At 71.8% G+C, this 15,325-nt stretch carries 12 protein-coding genes; 8 read left to right on the forward strand and 4 right to left on the reverse strand.

Going from position 1 to position 15,325, the window contains the following annotated elements:
* The first annotated feature begins 84 nt into the window (after window positions 1-84).
* Window positions 85-969: an alpha/beta fold hydrolase gene (locus tag ACFYW7_RS15960; RefSeq protein WP_389502366.1), complete on the forward strand. Its 885-nt coding sequence runs from the start codon at window positions 85-87 to the stop codon at window positions 967-969.
* Window positions 970-1,135: 166 nt separating this feature from the next.
* Here the strand turns inward: ACFYW7_RS15960 and ACFYW7_RS15965 are convergent, their stop codons facing one another.
* Window positions 1,136-2,143: a hydroxyacid dehydrogenase gene (locus ACFYW7_RS15965; RefSeq protein ID WP_389502368.1), complete on the reverse strand. Its 1,008-nt coding sequence runs from the start codon at window positions 2,141-2,143 to the stop codon at window positions 1,136-1,138.
* A gap of 175 nt (window positions 2,144-2,318) precedes the next feature.
* Between ACFYW7_RS15965 and ACFYW7_RS15970 the strand changes: the two genes are divergently transcribed.
* The 6 genes from ACFYW7_RS15970 to ACFYW7_RS15995 all read left to right on the forward strand — a co-directional run bounded on the left by ACFYW7_RS15970 (window position 2,319) and on the right by ACFYW7_RS15995 (window position 11,456).
* On the forward strand, window positions 2,319-3,569 hold the full coding sequence (locus tag ACFYW7_RS15970; protein ID WP_389502370.1) for an FAD-binding protein: 1,251 nt from the start codon (window positions 2,319-2,321) through the stop codon (window positions 3,567-3,569).
* A 196-nt stretch (window positions 3,570-3,765) separates the two neighbouring features.
* The gene (locus ACFYW7_RS15975; RefSeq protein WP_389502372.1) at window positions 3,766-5,013 is read left to right on the forward strand and encodes an ROK family transcriptional regulator; all 1,248 of its coding nucleotides are present in this window, start codon (window positions 3,766-3,768) and stop codon (window positions 5,011-5,013) included.
* Between the two features lie 356 nt (window positions 5,014-5,369).
* Window positions 5,370-6,632, forward strand: a complete 1,263-nt coding sequence (locus ACFYW7_RS15980) for an ABC transporter substrate-binding protein (RefSeq protein WP_389502374.1) — start codon at window positions 5,370-5,372, stop codon at window positions 6,630-6,632.
* Between the two features lie 20 nt (window positions 6,633-6,652).
* A complete protein-coding gene (locus ACFYW7_RS15985) occupies window positions 6,653-7,618 on the forward strand; it encodes a carbohydrate ABC transporter permease (RefSeq protein ID WP_389502376.1) in 966 nt (321 codons plus the stop codon).
* Window positions 7,615-8,511: a carbohydrate ABC transporter permease gene (locus ACFYW7_RS15990; protein WP_389502378.1), complete on the forward strand. Its 897-nt coding sequence runs from the start codon at window positions 7,615-7,617 to the stop codon at window positions 8,509-8,511. The genes ACFYW7_RS15985 and ACFYW7_RS15990 overlap by 4 nt, the downstream gene beginning before the upstream one ends.
* A gap of 11 nt (window positions 8,512-8,522) precedes the next feature.
* Complete coding sequence (locus ACFYW7_RS15995; RefSeq protein ID WP_389502380.1) at window positions 8,523-11,456, forward strand: glycoside hydrolase family 2 TIM barrel-domain containing protein; 2,934 nt, start codon at window positions 8,523-8,525, stop codon at window positions 11,454-11,456.
* Between the two features lie 83 nt (window positions 11,457-11,539).
* On the opposite strand, the gene ACFYW7_RS16000 is transcribed toward ACFYW7_RS15995, so the two are convergent.
* Both ACFYW7_RS16000 and ACFYW7_RS16005 read right to left on the reverse strand, forming a co-directional pair.
* Window positions 11,540-12,151: a hypothetical protein gene (locus ACFYW7_RS16000; RefSeq protein ID WP_389502382.1), complete on the reverse strand. Its 612-nt coding sequence runs from the start codon at window positions 12,149-12,151 to the stop codon at window positions 11,540-11,542.
* Window positions 12,148-13,857 carry a PHP domain-containing protein gene (locus ACFYW7_RS16005; protein WP_389502384.1) on the reverse strand — a complete coding sequence of 570 codons (1,710 nt, stop codon included), beginning with the start codon at window positions 13,855-13,857 and terminating at the stop codon, window positions 12,148-12,150. Before ACFYW7_RS16005 ends, ACFYW7_RS16000 begins: the two co-directional genes overlap by 4 nt.
* 247 nt (window positions 13,858-14,104) lie before the next feature.
* Here ACFYW7_RS16005 and ACFYW7_RS16010 point away from each other — a divergent pair, with 247 nt between their 5' ends.
* Window positions 14,105-14,704 carry a TetR/AcrR family transcriptional regulator gene (locus ACFYW7_RS16010; RefSeq protein ID WP_389502386.1) on the forward strand — a complete coding sequence of 200 codons (600 nt, stop codon included), beginning with the start codon at window positions 14,105-14,107 and terminating at the stop codon, window positions 14,702-14,704.
* A 10-nt stretch (window positions 14,705-14,714) separates the two neighbouring features.
* Here the strand turns inward: ACFYW7_RS16010 and ACFYW7_RS16015 are convergent, their stop codons facing one another.
* A complete protein-coding gene (locus tag ACFYW7_RS16015; protein WP_389502388.1) occupies window positions 14,715-15,185 on the reverse strand; it encodes an Lrp/AsnC family transcriptional regulator in 471 nt (156 codons plus the stop codon).
* Window positions 15,186-15,325 lie beyond the last annotated feature (140 nt).

A 15,325-nucleotide genomic window follows, 5' to 3' on the forward strand; every position in this document is an offset into this window, starting at 1 on the left:
GGCGCCAGGACCGGGACCGGCCCGGGCGCGCCCCCGCCCGGAACTCGGTTGCTCCGTCCGGGCGCCCCTGCGAGAGTCGTGATCATGCATGCCTTCACCGCGTACGACGGAACCGAGCTGACCTTCACCGTTCACGGGGACGGCCCGCCCCTGGTGTGTCTGCCCGGCGGGCCGATGCAGGACTGCGGGTATCTCGGGGAGCTGGGCGGGCTGTCCGCGCACCGGCGGCTGATCATGGCCGACCCTCGCGGGACCGGTGGGTCCGCGGTCCCCGACGACCCCTCCTCGTACCGCTGCGACCGGCTCGTCGACGACGTCGAGGCCCTGCGCGAGCACCTCGGTCTCGACCGGATGGACCTGCTCGCGCACTCCGCGGGGACGAATCTGGCGATGCTCTACGCGCAGCGCCGTCCGGACCGCGTGGCGCGGCTCGCGCTCATCACGCCGAGCGTCCACGCCGTCGGGGTCGAGGTGACCGGGGAGACGAGGCTGGCGACGGCGCGGGCGCGGCACGACGAGCCGTGGTTCCCGGAAGCGTTCGCGGCACTGGAGGCGATCGTCGCGGGCCGCGGGAACGCGGCCGCCTTCTCGGCCATCGCCCCTTTCTGGTACGGCCGTTGGGACGAGGCCGCGCGGGCGCACCAGGCCGCGGGGGACGCACACAAGAATCACGAGGCCGCGGCGCGCCACACCGAGGGCGCGTTCGACCCGGACGCGACCCGGGCGGCGCTGGCCGGTCTGGCGGCTCCGGTGCTGGTGCTCGCCGGGGAGGTCGACCTCAACTCCCCGCCGCCCGCGATGGCGGAGATCGCCGCCCTGTTCCCGCGCGCCGAGCTGGTCGTGCAGCCGGGGGCCGGGCACTTCCCGTGGCTCGACGACCCGGACCGGTTCGTCACGACGACGACGGCGTTCCTCGCCCGGCCGCTTCCTACGAGCCCTCTCCCCGGCACCGCACCACAGGGCGTCTGAGGAGCGGACCGGGCCTGCACTTCCCGTGGCTCGACGACCCGGACCGGTTCGTCACCACGGCGGCGGTGTTCTGGCCCGACCGCTCCCTACGAGCCCTCTCCCCGGCACCGCACCACAGGGCGTCTGAGGCGCGGGCCGCGCCGGCCGCCCGCGGGAGGTGCCCCGGTCAGGCGGTCCTCGCAAGCTCCGCCAGGCCGACCCCGAACGCCGGTTCCCTTCCCGACAGCAGGCGTTCGACTTCCTCCAGCACGGTCCGGCCGAGCCGGGCGACCTCGGTGCCCTGCGAACCGGCCAGATGGGGTGTGACGTAGGCGTTCGGCAGGTCGTACAGCGGGGAGTCGGCGGGCAGCGGCTCGGGGTCCGTGACGTCGAGGATCGCGCTGATCCGCTCGGCGCGCAGTGCCTCGACGAGGGCCTGGTGGTCGACCAGGGAACCGCGTGAGGTGTTGATGAGCACCGATCCGGCAGGCATCAGGGCGAGCCGGCGGCGGCCGATCAGATGCCGGGTCTCGGGGGTCTGCGGGGCGTGGATCGTGACGATGTCGCTGCCGCCGAGCAGGGTGTCGAGCGGCACCGAGGGGACGCCGAGGGCGGCGGCCCCGGCCTCGTCCACGTAGGGGTCGGCGAGGCTCACCGACAGGTCGAAGGGCCGGAGCAGTTCGATGAGCCGCCGGCCGACGCGGGAGGCGCCCACGATGCCGACGCGGCGGCCGAAGTTGCCGATGCCGGCCGGGATCTCCTCCCGCGGGAAGGTCCGTTCGGCGCGCAGCCGCTCCCGTCGGGCGAAGACGTCCTTGCCGGCCAGCAGGATCATGGCGAGCGTGTACTCGGCGACGGGCAGCGCGTTCGCGGCGGCGGCCGAGGAGACGACGATCCCGCGCTCCCAGACGGCCGGTGTCAGGAAACCCTTCACGGACCCGGCCGCGTGCAGTACGGCCCGCAGCTTCGGGGCCGCGTCGAGGGTGCCGGCGTCGATCACCGGGCACCCCCAGCCGGTGATCAGGATCTCGGTGCCGGCGAGGCGGGCCCGTACGGCCGGATCGGTGAAGTCCCCTGCCACCGGGGAGAGGTCGACGTCCACCAGCTCGCGCAGCCGGGCCAGGGTGTCCGGGGGGAAGATCCGCGGCACGTTCTCGGCGGTCATGGCGAACATCGCCACAGGACGGTCGGGCAAGGAGGTGGCCTTCCCATTCGGCGACGCCGGCGACAGAAACCGCTCTCTACGGTAGGTCGCGACGCGGGGGACGGTCAATGGACAGGTGTGCCACCCGGGCGGACCGGCGGGGTACGGTCCCCGGGTGGTCATCGCACGGATCACGCACGACGACTCCCGGGGAGGGACGACAGGGATGACCCGCACCCTGACCAACTGGGCCGGCAACATCACGTACCGGGCCGAGGAACTGCACCGGCCCTCCTCCCTCGGCGAGCTCGGCGCGCTGGTCGCGGGCAGCTCCCGCGTGCGCGTGCTGGGCAGCGGGCACTCGTTCAACGAGATCGCCGAACCGGGCGCCGACGGCGTCCTGCTGTCACTGACCGCCCTGCCGCCCACGGTGGACGTCGACACGGCGGCCCGTACGGTACGGGTCTCGGGCGGAGTCCGGTACGCCGAGCTGGCCCGCCGGGTGCACGAGCACGGGTTCGCGCTGCACAACATGGCCTCGCTGCCACACATCTCGGTGGCGGGCTCGGTCGCCACCGGCACCCATGGCTCCGGCGTCACGAACGGGTCGCTCGCCGCCGCCGTGCGGGAGGTCGAGCTGATCACCGCGGACGGTTCGGCCCTGACGATCGGCCGGGACGACCGGCGCTTCGACGGCGCCGTGACCTCGCTGGGCGCACTGGGCGTGGTCACCGCGCTCACCCTCGACCTGGAGCCGGACTTCGAGGTGAGCCAGCACGTGTTCACCGAACTCCCCCTGGAGGGGCTGGACTTCGAAACGGTCGCGGCCTCGGCGTACAGCGTCAGCCTGTTCACCGACTGGGGGCGCCCCGGCTTCCGCCAGGTGTGGCTCAAGCGGCGCACCGACCGGCCGGAGCCCGACTTCCCGTGGGCGGCACCCGCGACCGAGGCCATGCACCCGGTCCCGGGCATGCCCGCGCGCAACTGCACCCAGCAGCTCGGCGTCCCGGGCCCCTGGCACGAGCGGCTGCCGCACTTCCGGGCCGAGTTCACCCCGAGCAGCGGGGCCGAGCTGCAGTCCGAGTACCTGCTGGACCGCTCGGACGCCCTGGACGCGCTGCACGCCCTGGACGCGATCCGTGACCGGATCGCACCATTGCTGCAGATCTGCGAGGTGCGGACCGTGGCCGCCGACCGCCAGTGGCTGAGTCCGGCGTACGGACGGGACACCGTGGCCCTGCACTTCACCTGGGTGGCGGACACGGAGGCCGTGCTGCCGGTGGTGCGCCTGGTGGAAGAGGCACTGGATCCGTTCGGGCCCCGGCCGCACTGGGGCAAGGTGTTCACCGTGCCCCCGGCGGTCCTGCGCGAACGGTCCCCGCGGCTGGCCGAGTTCCGTGCGCTGGCCGACGAGCTCGACCCTGCCCGGACGTTCACCAACGCCTTCGTGGGGGACTTCCTCCAGCCCCTTTCCTAACCCCTTGTCGAAAGCCCTTCCCAGGCCATAGCCTTGCGCCGCACCGGGGTCGTCGGGCCTCGCCCCGGCACCGGGCCGCAGCCCGGACCAGGGACGCGATCACGCCGCGCCGTCCCGGGGCGCGCCCGGACCCCGGCCCGAGGAAGCGGTCGGCCCACGTGCCCGGCGACGGGTGCGCGCAGGCGAGGGGAGCCCCATGAAGCGCGGCACATCACGCGACATCCGCACCGCGAACCGGTACGAGGTGCTCCGCCAGATCATCGCCGAATCTCCCACCTCCCGGCAGGAGTTGGCCGCGGCGACCGGGCTCAGCCTGGCCACGGTGGCCACGCTCGTCGGTGAGCTGCTCGACCTGCGGATGCTGACCGAGGTCGGGTTCGAGGACTCCGCGGGTGGCCGGCCCCGGGGGCTGGTCGCGGTCAACGCGTCGGGGGGCGCCCTCATCGGCGTCGACATCGCGGAGACCTACGTCCGCGTCGAGCTGTTCGATCTGGCCCTGAACGTGCTCGCTCGCGCCGACGAGGACATGCGCCCCGGCGAGAGCCGCCCCGAACAGGTCGTCGGGCACGTCGCCGCCGCCGTGGGCTCGGTGGTCGCACAGGCCGGGGTCGAGGGCGCGCGCGTCCTCGGTGCGGGCGTCAGCGTCCCCGGCCAGGTGGACCGTGACACCGGGATCTCGGAGTACGCGCCCAACTGGGACTGGCACGACGTGCCGTTGCTGGATCTGCTCGCGGAGCACATCCCCTACCCCCTGCACCTCGACAACCCGCTGCGCGCCTGCACCGTGGCCGAGCTGTGGTTCGGCGCGGCCCGGGGACGCGGTGACGCGGTGGTGGTCAATCTGGGCACGGGCGTGGGTGCCGGTCTCGCGCTCGGCGGCGGGTTGCACCGCGGTGTCAGCAACAGCGCCGGCGAATGGGGTCACACCACCCTCGTCCTGGACGGCCGGCTGTGCCACTGCGGCAACCACGGCTGCGTGGAGACGTATGTCGGGGCCCCCGGAATCATGCTGAATCTGCGGGAGTTGAGCCCCGGGAGCCCGCTGCTGCACCCGGAGGACCAGACCGCCACCGTCGACGCGCTCGCTGCGGGCGTGGCCGCGGGGGATCCGGTGGCCCTCAAAGTCGTACGCGACACCGCCCGTTACCTCGGCGCCGGGATCTCCGACCTGGTGAACCTGCTCAACCCCGAGGTGGTCGTGCTGAGCAGCTGGGTCGCGGCCACCCTCGGCGAACCGCTGCTGCGCGAGGTCCGCGAGGCGGTCGCCCGGCACGCGCTCCGGCGGCCGCTCGCGGCGACCGAGATCGTCCTGTCCCCCATCCCGACCGACCCGGTCTGCCTCGGCGCCGCGACGTTCGCCCTCGAAGGGGCGCTCCAGTCGGTCGGCCAGCGCCCCGCCAAGCGGTCCGCACCCACGAGAAGCCGCACCGCCCCGCCCGCATGACGGGTGCGCCACCTCCGGCACGGGAGGTGCGCCGGCCCGCGCACAGCAGACGCACCGGCTCGCCACAAGTGCGCCGCTCTCGCGACGGCGCGGTCCGCCCGGACGCGGTCGCGCCCTGGACAGCCGAGACTCGACGTCCCCAAATAGACCCGCCTTGACTTGAGTTGACTCCACCCGCTCTCCCGGCCCGTGCACCACGCCTCCCCCGCGTCCGGTATCCCGAACCCCCGACAACGCTTCGCACCGACTTCGTCCAACCCCTTGCCGAAGCCTTAGCGGAAGGTTAACGTCCCGCACCGCACCGCGAATTCGAGCCGCAGCCGCACTCAGACCGCATCCAGGACAAGGACGTCACCATGTCGGCAATGAGCAGCAACTGGGACCGTCGATCCGTACTCCGGGCCGCCGCCGGACTCGCCGCCCTCGGGCCGCTGGCCGCGTGCGGCAGCAACAACGGGCGCTCCGGAGGCGGCGGTTCGGGCAAGGAACTGGTCCAGTACTTCCACGCCTACGGAGAGGCCGGCACCGAGCAGGCCATCAAGAAGTACGCGAAGGCCTACGACGAGGCCCAGGTGACCACGCAGTGGATCACCGGCAGCGACTTCGAGAGCAAGCTGTTCGCCTCGCTGCTCACCAAGAACGCGCCGGACGTCTTCGAGTTCCACCCGCAGATCCAGCTCGTCAAGAGCGGCCAGGTGGCGGATCTGAGCGACCTCGTCGATCCGGTCAAGAACGACTTCAACCCGGCCGACATCGCCTCGCACACGGTCGACGGGAAGATATACGGCGTCCGGATGATCGACGACCCGCAGTTCTTCTTCTACCGGCCCTCGCTGCTGGAGAAGGCCGGCGTCAAGGTGCCGACCACCCTCGACGAACTCATCGAGGCCGCGGCCAAGTTGACCACCGGCAAGGTCAAGGGCCTGTTCATCGGCAACGACCTGCACGCGGTGATCAACCCGATGATCTGGTCGGCGGGCGCCGACACCCTCGACAGCGGCAACAAGATCGCCTACCACACCGAGGGGGTCAAGGAGGGCCTGAAGAAGATGCGGAAGCTCTTCACCAGCGGCCATCTGCTCCTGGACGCCCCGGCCGACTACTGGGACCCGTCGGCCCTCAACCAGGGCCTGTGCGCCATGCAGTTCTGCGGGATGTGGGCCATGCCGCAGATGCAGAAGGTGCTCGGCGACGACATCGGGGTCTTCCCCTTCCCGATCGTCACCGACGGCGGCAAGCCCTCCGTCTACAACGGCGGCTGGTCGATGTTCGTCAACGCCAAGGGCAAGAACGTCGACCTGGCCAAGGAGTACGTCAAGTGGCTCTGGATCGAGCAGAAGAAGTACCAGGAGGACTGGTCGCTGTCGTACGGCTTCCACATCCCGCCGCGCACCTCGCTCGCCGCGTCCGCCGACAAGCTCAAGTCGGGCCTGCCCGCCGAGGGCGTCGAACTCTTCGGCGAGTACGGGCACTTCGACAACATCGGCTGGACCCAGTCCATGATCACCGCCCTCGAGGACGTCTTCGCCGACTCCGTCCGCAAGGGCGGGGACCCGGAGGCGGCGCTCGACAAGGCGGACGTGACCGTCGAGCGCGAGCTCAAGAAGCTCTTCGGATAGCGCGACGGACGGGCTGCGACATGTCGATCACCACGCCGCGCGATGTCTCGCGCCCCGCCCCCGCCGAGGCCCGACCGGCCCGGCCGCGGCGGGGGCTGCGGGGCGGCAGCACCCTCAGTTTCTGGCTCTTCACCGGCCCCTTCCTCATCGGCCTGGTCGTCTTCGTCTACGTGCCGATCGGCTGGAGTCTGTGGCTGAGCTTCTTCGAGGCACGCTTCACGGTCACCCCCGACAAGTTCGTCGGCTTCGACAACTACCGGCAGATGCTGGAGAACGGCAAGTTCACCGGGGCGCTGGTCACCTTCACCGTGTTCGCCGCGTTCGTCGTCCCGCTGACCTGGGCGGTCTCGCTCGGCCTCGCGCTGCTGGTGAACCGGCTGCGGTTCATGCGGGCGTTCTTCCGGTCGGTGTTCTTCCTGCCGACCGCGTGCAGTTACGTCGCCGCCTCGCTGATCTGGAAGATGTCCATCTTCAGCGGGGTCCGCTTCGGTCTGATGAACACCGTCCTCGGCTGGTTCGGGATCGAGAACATCGCCTGGCTGGCCGACCCCGATCCGCCCTGGTACTGGCTGGTCATCCTGACCGCGCGCCTGTGGCTCCAGGCCGGCTTCTACATGATCCTCTTCCTGGCCGCCCTGCAGAACATCCCGCCGGAGCTCTACGAGGCCGCAGCGATCGACGGTGCCAGGCCCGGCTGGCAGACCTTCCGCCACATCACCCTGCCGCAGTTGCGCGCCACCTCGACGGCCGTGATCCTGCTGCTCCTCGTGGCCGCCTACCAGGCCTTCGACGAGTTCTTCAACCTGCTGTCGAAGACCACCTGGGGCCGCCCGCCGCTCGTCGAGCTGTACTACACGGCGCTCGGCCAGGCCCAGGACTACGGCGCGGGCAGCGCGGGCGCGGTCATCCTCACCCTGCTGATCTGCGGGGTGACCCTGCTCCAGGGCAGGTTCATGGGCTTCGGACGCGGGGAGGACGCCGGATGACCAACGTCACGGAGGGCCGAAAGGCCCACGCCGCCCCGCCGCGGAGACGCGGACGCGGAAACGGTCCGCGTGGCGCGCTCGGCAGCACGGGTCTGTACGCCGCCACGGGCGTCGCCGGTCTGCTGTTCCTCGTCCCCTTCTACCTCCTCGTCCGCAACGCGCTGTCCACGGACGCGGAAATCACCGGCGAGAACTGGCAGTTCTTCCCCACCGACCTCAAGTGGGGCAACATCGCGGAGCTGTTCGACGACCCGACCGTGCCGTTCGCGCGCTCCCTGTGGAACTCCGCCGTCGTCGGTGTCCTGCACACCATCGGCACCCTGCTGGTCTGCTCGCTAGCCGGCTACGGCCTGGCGCGGATCCCGTACCGCCACGCCGACAAGATCTTCTACGGGGTGCTCGTCACCCTGATGGTCCCCTCCGCCGTGACCTTCGTGCCGAGCTTCGTGCTCGTCTCGTCGCTCGGCTGGGTGGACAGTCTTCGCGGTCTCATCATTCCGGGTCTTTTCAGCGGTTTCACGTGCTTCCTCTTCCGGCAGTACTTCTTGGGGTTCCCCAAGGAGCTGGAGGAGGCGGCGCGCATGGACGGGCTCGGCTACTGGGGCGCGTACTGGCGCATCGTCGTCCCCAACTCCCTGAACTTCTTCGCGGCGATCGCGACCATCACCTTCATCAGCGGCTGGAACGCCTTCCTGTGGCCGCTGGTCATCGGCCAGGACCCCGACGCCTGGACGGTCCAGGTCGCGCTCTCCTCGTACATGACGAACCAGACCGTCAACTTCCATCTGATCTTCATGGCCACGGCCATTTCCATCCTGCCCCTGGTGTTCGTGTTCCTCTTCCTCCAGCGCTGGCTGGTCCAGGGAATCGCGCAGACCGGCATCAAGGGCTGACTAGGAGACGCATGTCTTTCCGCACCTCCCCCGGACCTCCGGCCTCTCCCGCCTCCGCCACCGCTCCCGACTACATCGAGGACGTCTCCCCGGGCAACGGCGCCCTGCCGCCGCGCGCCTGGTACCCGTCCTCCGACGCCAGGTCCCTCTCCCTGAACGGCGGGTGGGCCTTCCGGCTCTCGCCCACCGCCGACGCCCGGGACGACTCCTTCGCGGCCGAGAGGTACGACGCCGGGGACTGGGCCGAGATCCAGGTGCCCGGCCACTGGGTGCTGCAAGGACACGGCTCGCCGATCTACACCAACCACCTCTACCCCTTCCCGGTCGATCCGCCGCGCGTGCCGACGGAGAACCCGACCGGCGACCATCTGCGCCGCTTCGACCTGCCGCCGGACTGGCCGGCGGGCGGCGGCGCGGTCCTGCGTTTCGACGGTGTCGAGTCGTGCGCCCGGGTCTGGCTGAACGGCACGGACCTCGGCGAGTTCAAGGGGTCACGGCTGCCGCACGAGTTCGCCGTGGGTCATCTGCTGAGGCCGGGCGGCAACGTGCTCGCGGTCCGGGTGCACCAGTGGTCGGCGGGCTCCTACCTGGAGGACCAGGACCAGTGGTGGCTGCCGGGCATCTTCCGTGACGTCACCCTGCTGCACCGCCCGGCGGGCAGCGCGCTCGACTTCTTCGTGCACGCCTCCTACGACCACCACGAGGGCCTGGGGACCCTGCGCGTCGACTCCGACGTCGACGGGCGGGTGCTCGTGCCCGCTCTGGACATCGATGTCGGGACCGGCACCGCGGTCACGGTGCCGGTCCTGCCGTGGACGGCCGAGACTCCCCGGCTGTACGACGGCGAACTGGTCACGGAGGGCGAACGCGTCCCGCTGCGCGTCGGGTTCCGCACCGTCGCGCTCGAGGACGGGCTGATCAAGGTCAACGGCAGGGCGGTCCTCTTCAAGGGCGTCAACCGGCACGAGTGGCACCCGCGGAAGGGCCGCGCACTCGACCCGGAGACCATGCTCGCGGACGTCCTGCTGATGAAGCGGCACAACATCAACGCCGTCCGCACCTCGCACTACCCGCCGCACCCCGCCTTCCTCGACCTGTGCGACGAGTACGGCCTGTGGGTCATCGACGAGTGCGACCTGGAGACGCACGGATTCACCGAACAGGCCTGGCGCGACAACCCCTGCGACGACCCCCGCTGGACGCCCGCGCTGCTCGACCGGGCGGCGCGCACCGTCGAACGCGACAAGAACCACCCCTCCGTCGTCATCTGGTCCCTGGGCAACGAGGCCGGTACCGGGCGCGGTCTCGCCGCCATGGCCGAATGGATCAGGGCCCGCGACGACTCCCGCCTCCTGCACTACGAGGGCGACCTCGACTGCCGTGACACGGACGTCTATTCACGGATGTACGCCCCGCACGCCGAGGTCGAGAGGATCGGCCGGCGCCAGGACGGCGGCACCCTCGAACGACGCCGACTCCCCTTCATCCTCTGCGAGTACGGGCACGCCATGGGCAACGGCCCCGGCGGCCTCGCGGACTACCAGCGCCTGTTCGCCTCGTACGACCGTCTCCAGGGCGGCTTCGTCTGGGAGTGGATCGACCACGGCGTCGAGGACGAGCGGTACGGATTCGCGTACGGCGGTGACTTCGGGGAGGAGCTGCACGACGGGAACTTCGTCTGCGACGGGCTGCTCTTCCCGGACCGGACGCCGTCCCCCGGGCTCGTCGAGTACAAGAAGGTGATCGAGCCGGTGCACCTCGACGGCGGGGAGCCCTCCCCGCCGTCGCGCGGACCGGGTACGGCCTCGGACGGCACCGTGCGGGTGACCAACGGGTACGACTTCGCGGATCTCTCCGCCCTCGCCTTCGAGTGGTCGTACCAGGTGGACGGCGAGACCGTCGAGACGGGTCCGCTCACGGTGCCCGCGCTCACCCCGGGCCGGTCGGCCGAGGTCAAGCTGCCCGCGCCGCCGGCGGCGGACACCGGGAACGCGGAGACGCACTGGACGGTCCGGGCGGTGCTCGCCGAGGAGACCGCCTGGGGGCCGCGCGGCCATGTCGTCGCCTGGGCCCAACTCCCGGTGGCCGAACGGGTGCCGCCACGTCTCACCCCGTCCGTCGGCGCGGTGCCGGGCGGTCGGGTGATCACCCTCGGGCCGGGTGTCTTCGACGCCCGCACCGGCGCCCTGCTGAGCGTCGGAGGGGTCGGGATCACCGGGCTCCGGCTGGACGTGTGGCGTGCCCCGACCGACAACGACGACGGTGCGAGCTGGCAGCCGGACGCACGCCACGGCCTGCTGTGGCGCGAGCTGGGCCTGCACCGGATGCGGCACCGGCTGGACGGGGTGGAACCGGGCGACGACGCCCTGACGGTACGCACCCGGGTGGCGCCCGCGGCCCGGGAGGTGGGCCTGCGCACGGTGTACCGGTGGACGTCGGACGGCACCCGGCTGCGGCTGACGGTGTCCGTGGCACCGGAGGGCGACTGGCGGCTGCCGTTGCCGCGGCTCGGGGTGCGGTTCGGACTCCCGGGCGGCGCGGACCGGGTGTCCTGGTTCGGCGGCGGACCCGGCGAGGGGTACCCGGACACCAGGTCGGCGTCCGTGATCGGCCGTTGGGAGTCGACGGTCGACGCGATGCAGACGCCGTACGTGCGTCCTCAGGAGAACGGCGCCCGGGCCGACGTCCGTCGGGCCGGGATCGGCGGCCTGCTGATCGAGGGCGATCCGGCCTTCTGGTTCACCGCGCGCCGCTGGACCACCGAGCAGCTGGACGCCGCGGACCACCTCTCGGACCTGCGCGCCGGTGACACGGTCTGGGTCAACCTCGACCACGGCCAGCAGGGCATCGGTTCGCAGTCGTGCGGCCCCGGCGCCCTTCCCCAGTACCAACTGTGCGCCGATCCGGCGGAGTTCTCGTTCGTCTTCTCCGAGACCCGGGACTGACCCGCCCGCACCCGGCTCTCACCCGGTGCGGCCGGACGGCGGAGGAGCCGTCCGGCCGCGGTCCGGGTGCCCGCCGGGCGGACTCAGTGGTCCGCGCAGCAGGGTGTCGGGTCCGGCACCTCGAAGGGGACGAGCGTTCCGCCGACGGCCGGCATCGCCGCGAGGACGAGACGGCCGTCGCGGAACTCCGGACGCACATGACCGCGCGTGATCAACTCCTTTTGCGGAGAGGGATCTTCGGACGATCCGAGCACGGTGATCCGGTCCACCCCGGAGACGTCCAGCAACCGCGCGACGGTCATGACACCGGTGACGGCGCCGGCCCCCGGGTACAGGACGGCGCGGCCCCCCGTACCGGCGGTGTGCTCGGCGACGGCGTGGGCGGCTCCGGCCGCGAGCTCGTCGGGCCCGTGGCGCTCGCCGCCGAAGGCGACACCGAGGACGACGGCGGGACCGAGGAGGGTCCCGGCCTCCGGCCCGGTGAGCCGCTGCCGAACCGCGCGGGCCGCGCGCTGCGACGGCACGGCGAGGGACAGCGCCGTGTGCGGCCGCCGCCCGTCACGTACGTGATGGGTGCAGCCCAACACGTCTTCACCGAGGCCGAGTTCGGCGGCCAGCGTGCGCAGCAGGTGGTCGGCCTCCCGCAGGGTGCCCGGGTGACCGGTGTCGACACCGACGACGTACCGACCGCTCACGACGGGAGGACCCACACCGGGTTGGAGTAGAACCACAGGTCCTTCCACGGGTCCGCGTCACCGACGACGTCCACGGCGGGACCCGCCGGGTCGACCGCGGCGCCCCGCAGGCCGACGGCGGAGCGGTTGCCGTCGGTGCCCCGCAGCCGGACGTACACGGGGCGGTCGACGGCACCGAGGTCGTAGGCGAGGCGGACCGTGCCGGCCGACTTGTTCACCTCGTAGGAACGGGTGACCCGCGTGGTGGGAGCGGTGATCGTGTCCCGGTCCGCGGCCGGACCCGTCACATCGCCCTGGATGACGTCGACGCGCGCCAGCTTCGGCAGGAATCCGGCCCAGTTGGGTCCGCCGGCCAGCCCCAGGTCGACGGTGAGCGTGACCCGGGTGCCCTTGCGCACGTGCAGCGCGCCGCCGAGGGTGGCCCAGCGTCCGCCGCCCGTGACGCGCGCGTCGAGACCGCTGATGAGCTGCCCGTGGTCGACCCACACCCGTCCGGCGCGGATGCCGTCCATGACCGCGGCGTAGGAGAACCCGTCGGAGCCGACGTGCGTACGGCTGTACTGGCCGGGCCAGTAGTCGCCCTGCGTGAGGTCGACCTTGCCGCCGTACACCGGGTCGGTGTGCCTGCCGTTGGCGGTGAAGTCGCCGTCGGGTCCGCCGCGTACGGCGGTGTCCGTGTACACCTGGTGGGAGTCGGAGTTGGCGGTGATCCACCAGGGCTTGCCCTCGGCGAGCAGGCTGTCCCACAGGCCGCCGACGGTGGCGGTCATCCAGTCGAAGCCGCCCCAGGTGCGGTAGCTCTCCAGCGGGTACCCGGCGAAGGAGGCGGCGCTCGGGCTGTTGTCGTAGATGCCCCGGGCCCGGCCCATGCCCAGCGGCGCGGCGAGACCGGCGGCCTGGTGGCCCGGGGCGCCCTCGAAGCCGACGGCGATCTGCCGGCCGGGGGCGGTCGCGTCGCGCCAGCCGCGGATCTCGTGCGGCGAGTCGACGCCGCGCCGCGCCGGGTGGTTGGCGAGCATGAGGGCGTCCTTCACCTTGCGCCGTTCCACCTGCCGCGCGAGGAAGTCGAGGCCCGCGAGGGCCAACGCCTCGTTGGCGGCGGTCGGGTCGGAGGCGCCCTTGACGCTGCCGTCGTAGTCGGTCTCGAACTGTTTGAGGACCGCCACCTCGTTGCGGCCCGGGTGGACGAACACCGTGCCGTGCTCGGCGGCGGGGATGTTCCATTCGAGGCCCTGGAAGACGAGCGTGTCCTCGTAGGCGTCCCGGGCTTCCCGGATGTCCGGGTTGACCTTGTCCACACCGATCTTGGCGTGCGTCTCGCTGCCGTGGTCGGTGATGACCATCCAGTCGAGGCCGTGCGCGGCCCCCTGCCGGACCTGGTCGCCGACGCGGTACTTGCCGTCGCTGCTGTACTGGGTGTGGATGTGGTGGTCGCCCGCCAGCCACAGGAAGCCGTTTCGTCTCCGGCCGTTCGTGGCGGCGTACGCGGGGGCGGCGGCCCCCTGCGCGAGGACGCCGCCGGCGGCGAGTCCCGCGCCGAGCAGCCCCGCGCGGCGCAGCAGGGAGCGGCGCGACCGCTGCTCGGGAGTGAGTTCCTCGTCGGGCACGGAGGTGTCGAGAGCGGCGGGCAGCGGGGCACCCGTCTCCTCGTGGCCGTGATGGTGGTGATGGTGATGCCCGTGCTCGTGTCCGTGCGTGTGCCCCATGACCGCCTCCTGAGTCCCGCCCCGCCCCTGCGGGCGCGTCATCAGGAGATTCGGTGCGGAGCATGAACGGCATGCGGCGTGCTCGTGATCGCGGGGCGACCTGGAACGGTCAAATGACCTAGTCCGTGCGGTAGTTGACCGGCCGGATGTCCGTTGCGTCTGGACTTCCGCGGAGTCCGCGGCCCACCGGGACTAGGGTTCTGCCTGAATCCTCCAGGAAAAGCTCTATGGCGCAAAGGTGGTCCCCATGGCTCGTGCCGGGCTCACGACCGAGCGGGTCGTACGGGCCGCCGCCGATCTCGCGGACGAGATCGGCTTCGAGAACGTCACCGTGTCGGCCCTGGCCCGGCAGTTCGGTGTGAAGGACGCGAGCATGTACGCGCACGTGAGGAACGCGCGGGAGCTGCGCGAACGCGTCGCGCTGCTCGCCTCCGGCGAGATGATCGACAGGATCGCCACCGCCGTGGCCGGACGGGCGGGCAAGGACGCGCTCGTGGCGTTCGCCGACGCCTATCGCGCGTACGCGCTGGAGCGGCCCGGCCGCTACCGGGCCACCCACACGCAGCTCGACCCGGACCTCGTCTCCGGGACCCCCGCCTACCGCCGCACCGCGGAGGTCACCGCCGAGGTCACCTACGGCATGCTCCGCGCCTACGGGCTGGCCGAGCCCGACCTCACCGACGCCGTACGCCTGTTGCGCAGCACGTTCCACGGTTACTGCAACCTGGAGGCGATCGGCGGATTCGGGGCCCCGCGCGACGTGGAGACGTCCTGGAGGCGCGCGCTGGACGCCCTGCACGTGGCCCTGGAGCACTGGCCCCGCGCCGACGACGCGGACCACGGCTGACCCGCGGCCCTCACGGCGCGCCCGCGGTTCCGGACGGGCTCGCCACCGGGTTGACCAGGTGCTGATGGATCACCGAGCTGCGGTAGCCGGAGACCTCGCGTCGCTCGCCGAGGCGGTCGAGCAGGAAGGAGTGCAGCCGGTCGACGTCCGGAACGGCGACATGGACGACGACGTCCTCCCCGCCGACGACGACGAAGACCGACAGGACCTCGGGGAGTCCGGCCGCGTACCGCTGGAAGCCCTCGACGGCCTCGCGGCTCGAGGGCCGCACCCGCACGGACAGCAGCGCCTGCACGGGCCGGCCGAGCGCGCCCAGGTCGACCGTCGCGTGATAGCCGGTGATCACCCCGCGGTTGCGCAGGCCCCGCACGCGCTCCAGACACGTCGACGGGGCGATGCCGAGCTTGCGGGCCAGCTCCCGGTTGGTCTGCCGCGCGTCGCGCTGAAGGTGGTCCACGATCGCCGAATCAAGTTCATCCATGACGGCCACCCTTCCCCTTCACGCCGAATTGGATTCGGCAGCTCGTCCGACCATCGCACCCCGTGACCGCGTTCCCCTCGGGACGCCGAACGGCGATCGGGGAACCGTGCGGATGAACGTACGAACGCGCAAGGGGCCCG

The sequence above is a fragment of the Streptomyces sp. NPDC002580 genome (assembly GCF_042889485.1).
Lineage (GTDB): Bacteria > Actinomycetota > Actinomycetes > Streptomycetales > Streptomycetaceae > Streptomyces.

Bases quoted from the DNA above. Each gene is read 5' to 3' on its own strand.
- ACFYW7_RS15960 (WP_389502366.1), top strand. From the start codon at position 85: ATGCATGCCTTCACCGCGTACGACGGAACCGAGCTGACCTTCACCGTT.
- ACFYW7_RS15970 (WP_389502370.1), top strand. From the start codon at position 2,319: ATGACCCGCACCCTGACCAACTGGGCCGGCAACATCACGTACCGGGCC.
- ACFYW7_RS15975 (WP_389502372.1), top strand. From the start codon at position 3,766: ATGAAGCGCGGCACATCACGCGACATCCGCACCGCGAACCGGTACGAG.
- ACFYW7_RS15980 (WP_389502374.1), top strand. From the start codon at position 5,370: ATGTCGGCAATGAGCAGCAACTGGGACCGTCGATCCGTACTCCGGGCC.
- ACFYW7_RS15985 (WP_389502376.1), top strand. From the start codon at position 6,653: ATGTCGATCACCACGCCGCGCGATGTCTCGCGCCCCGCCCCCGCCGAG.
- ACFYW7_RS15990 (WP_389502378.1), top strand. From the start codon at position 7,615: ATGACCAACGTCACGGAGGGCCGAAAGGCCCACGCCGCCCCGCCGCGG.
- ACFYW7_RS15995 (WP_389502380.1), top strand. From the start codon at position 8,523: ATGTCTTTCCGCACCTCCCCCGGACCTCCGGCCTCTCCCGCCTCCGCC.
- ACFYW7_RS16005 (WP_389502384.1), bottom strand. From the start codon at position 13,857: ATGGGGCACACGCACGGACACGAGCACGGGCATCACCATCACCACCAT.
- ACFYW7_RS16010 (WP_389502386.1), top strand. From the start codon at position 14,105: ATGGCTCGTGCCGGGCTCACGACCGAGCGGGTCGTACGGGCCGCCGCC.
- ACFYW7_RS16015 (WP_389502388.1), bottom strand. From the start codon at position 15,185: ATGGATGAACTTGATTCGGCGATCGTGGACCACCTTCAGCGCGACGCG.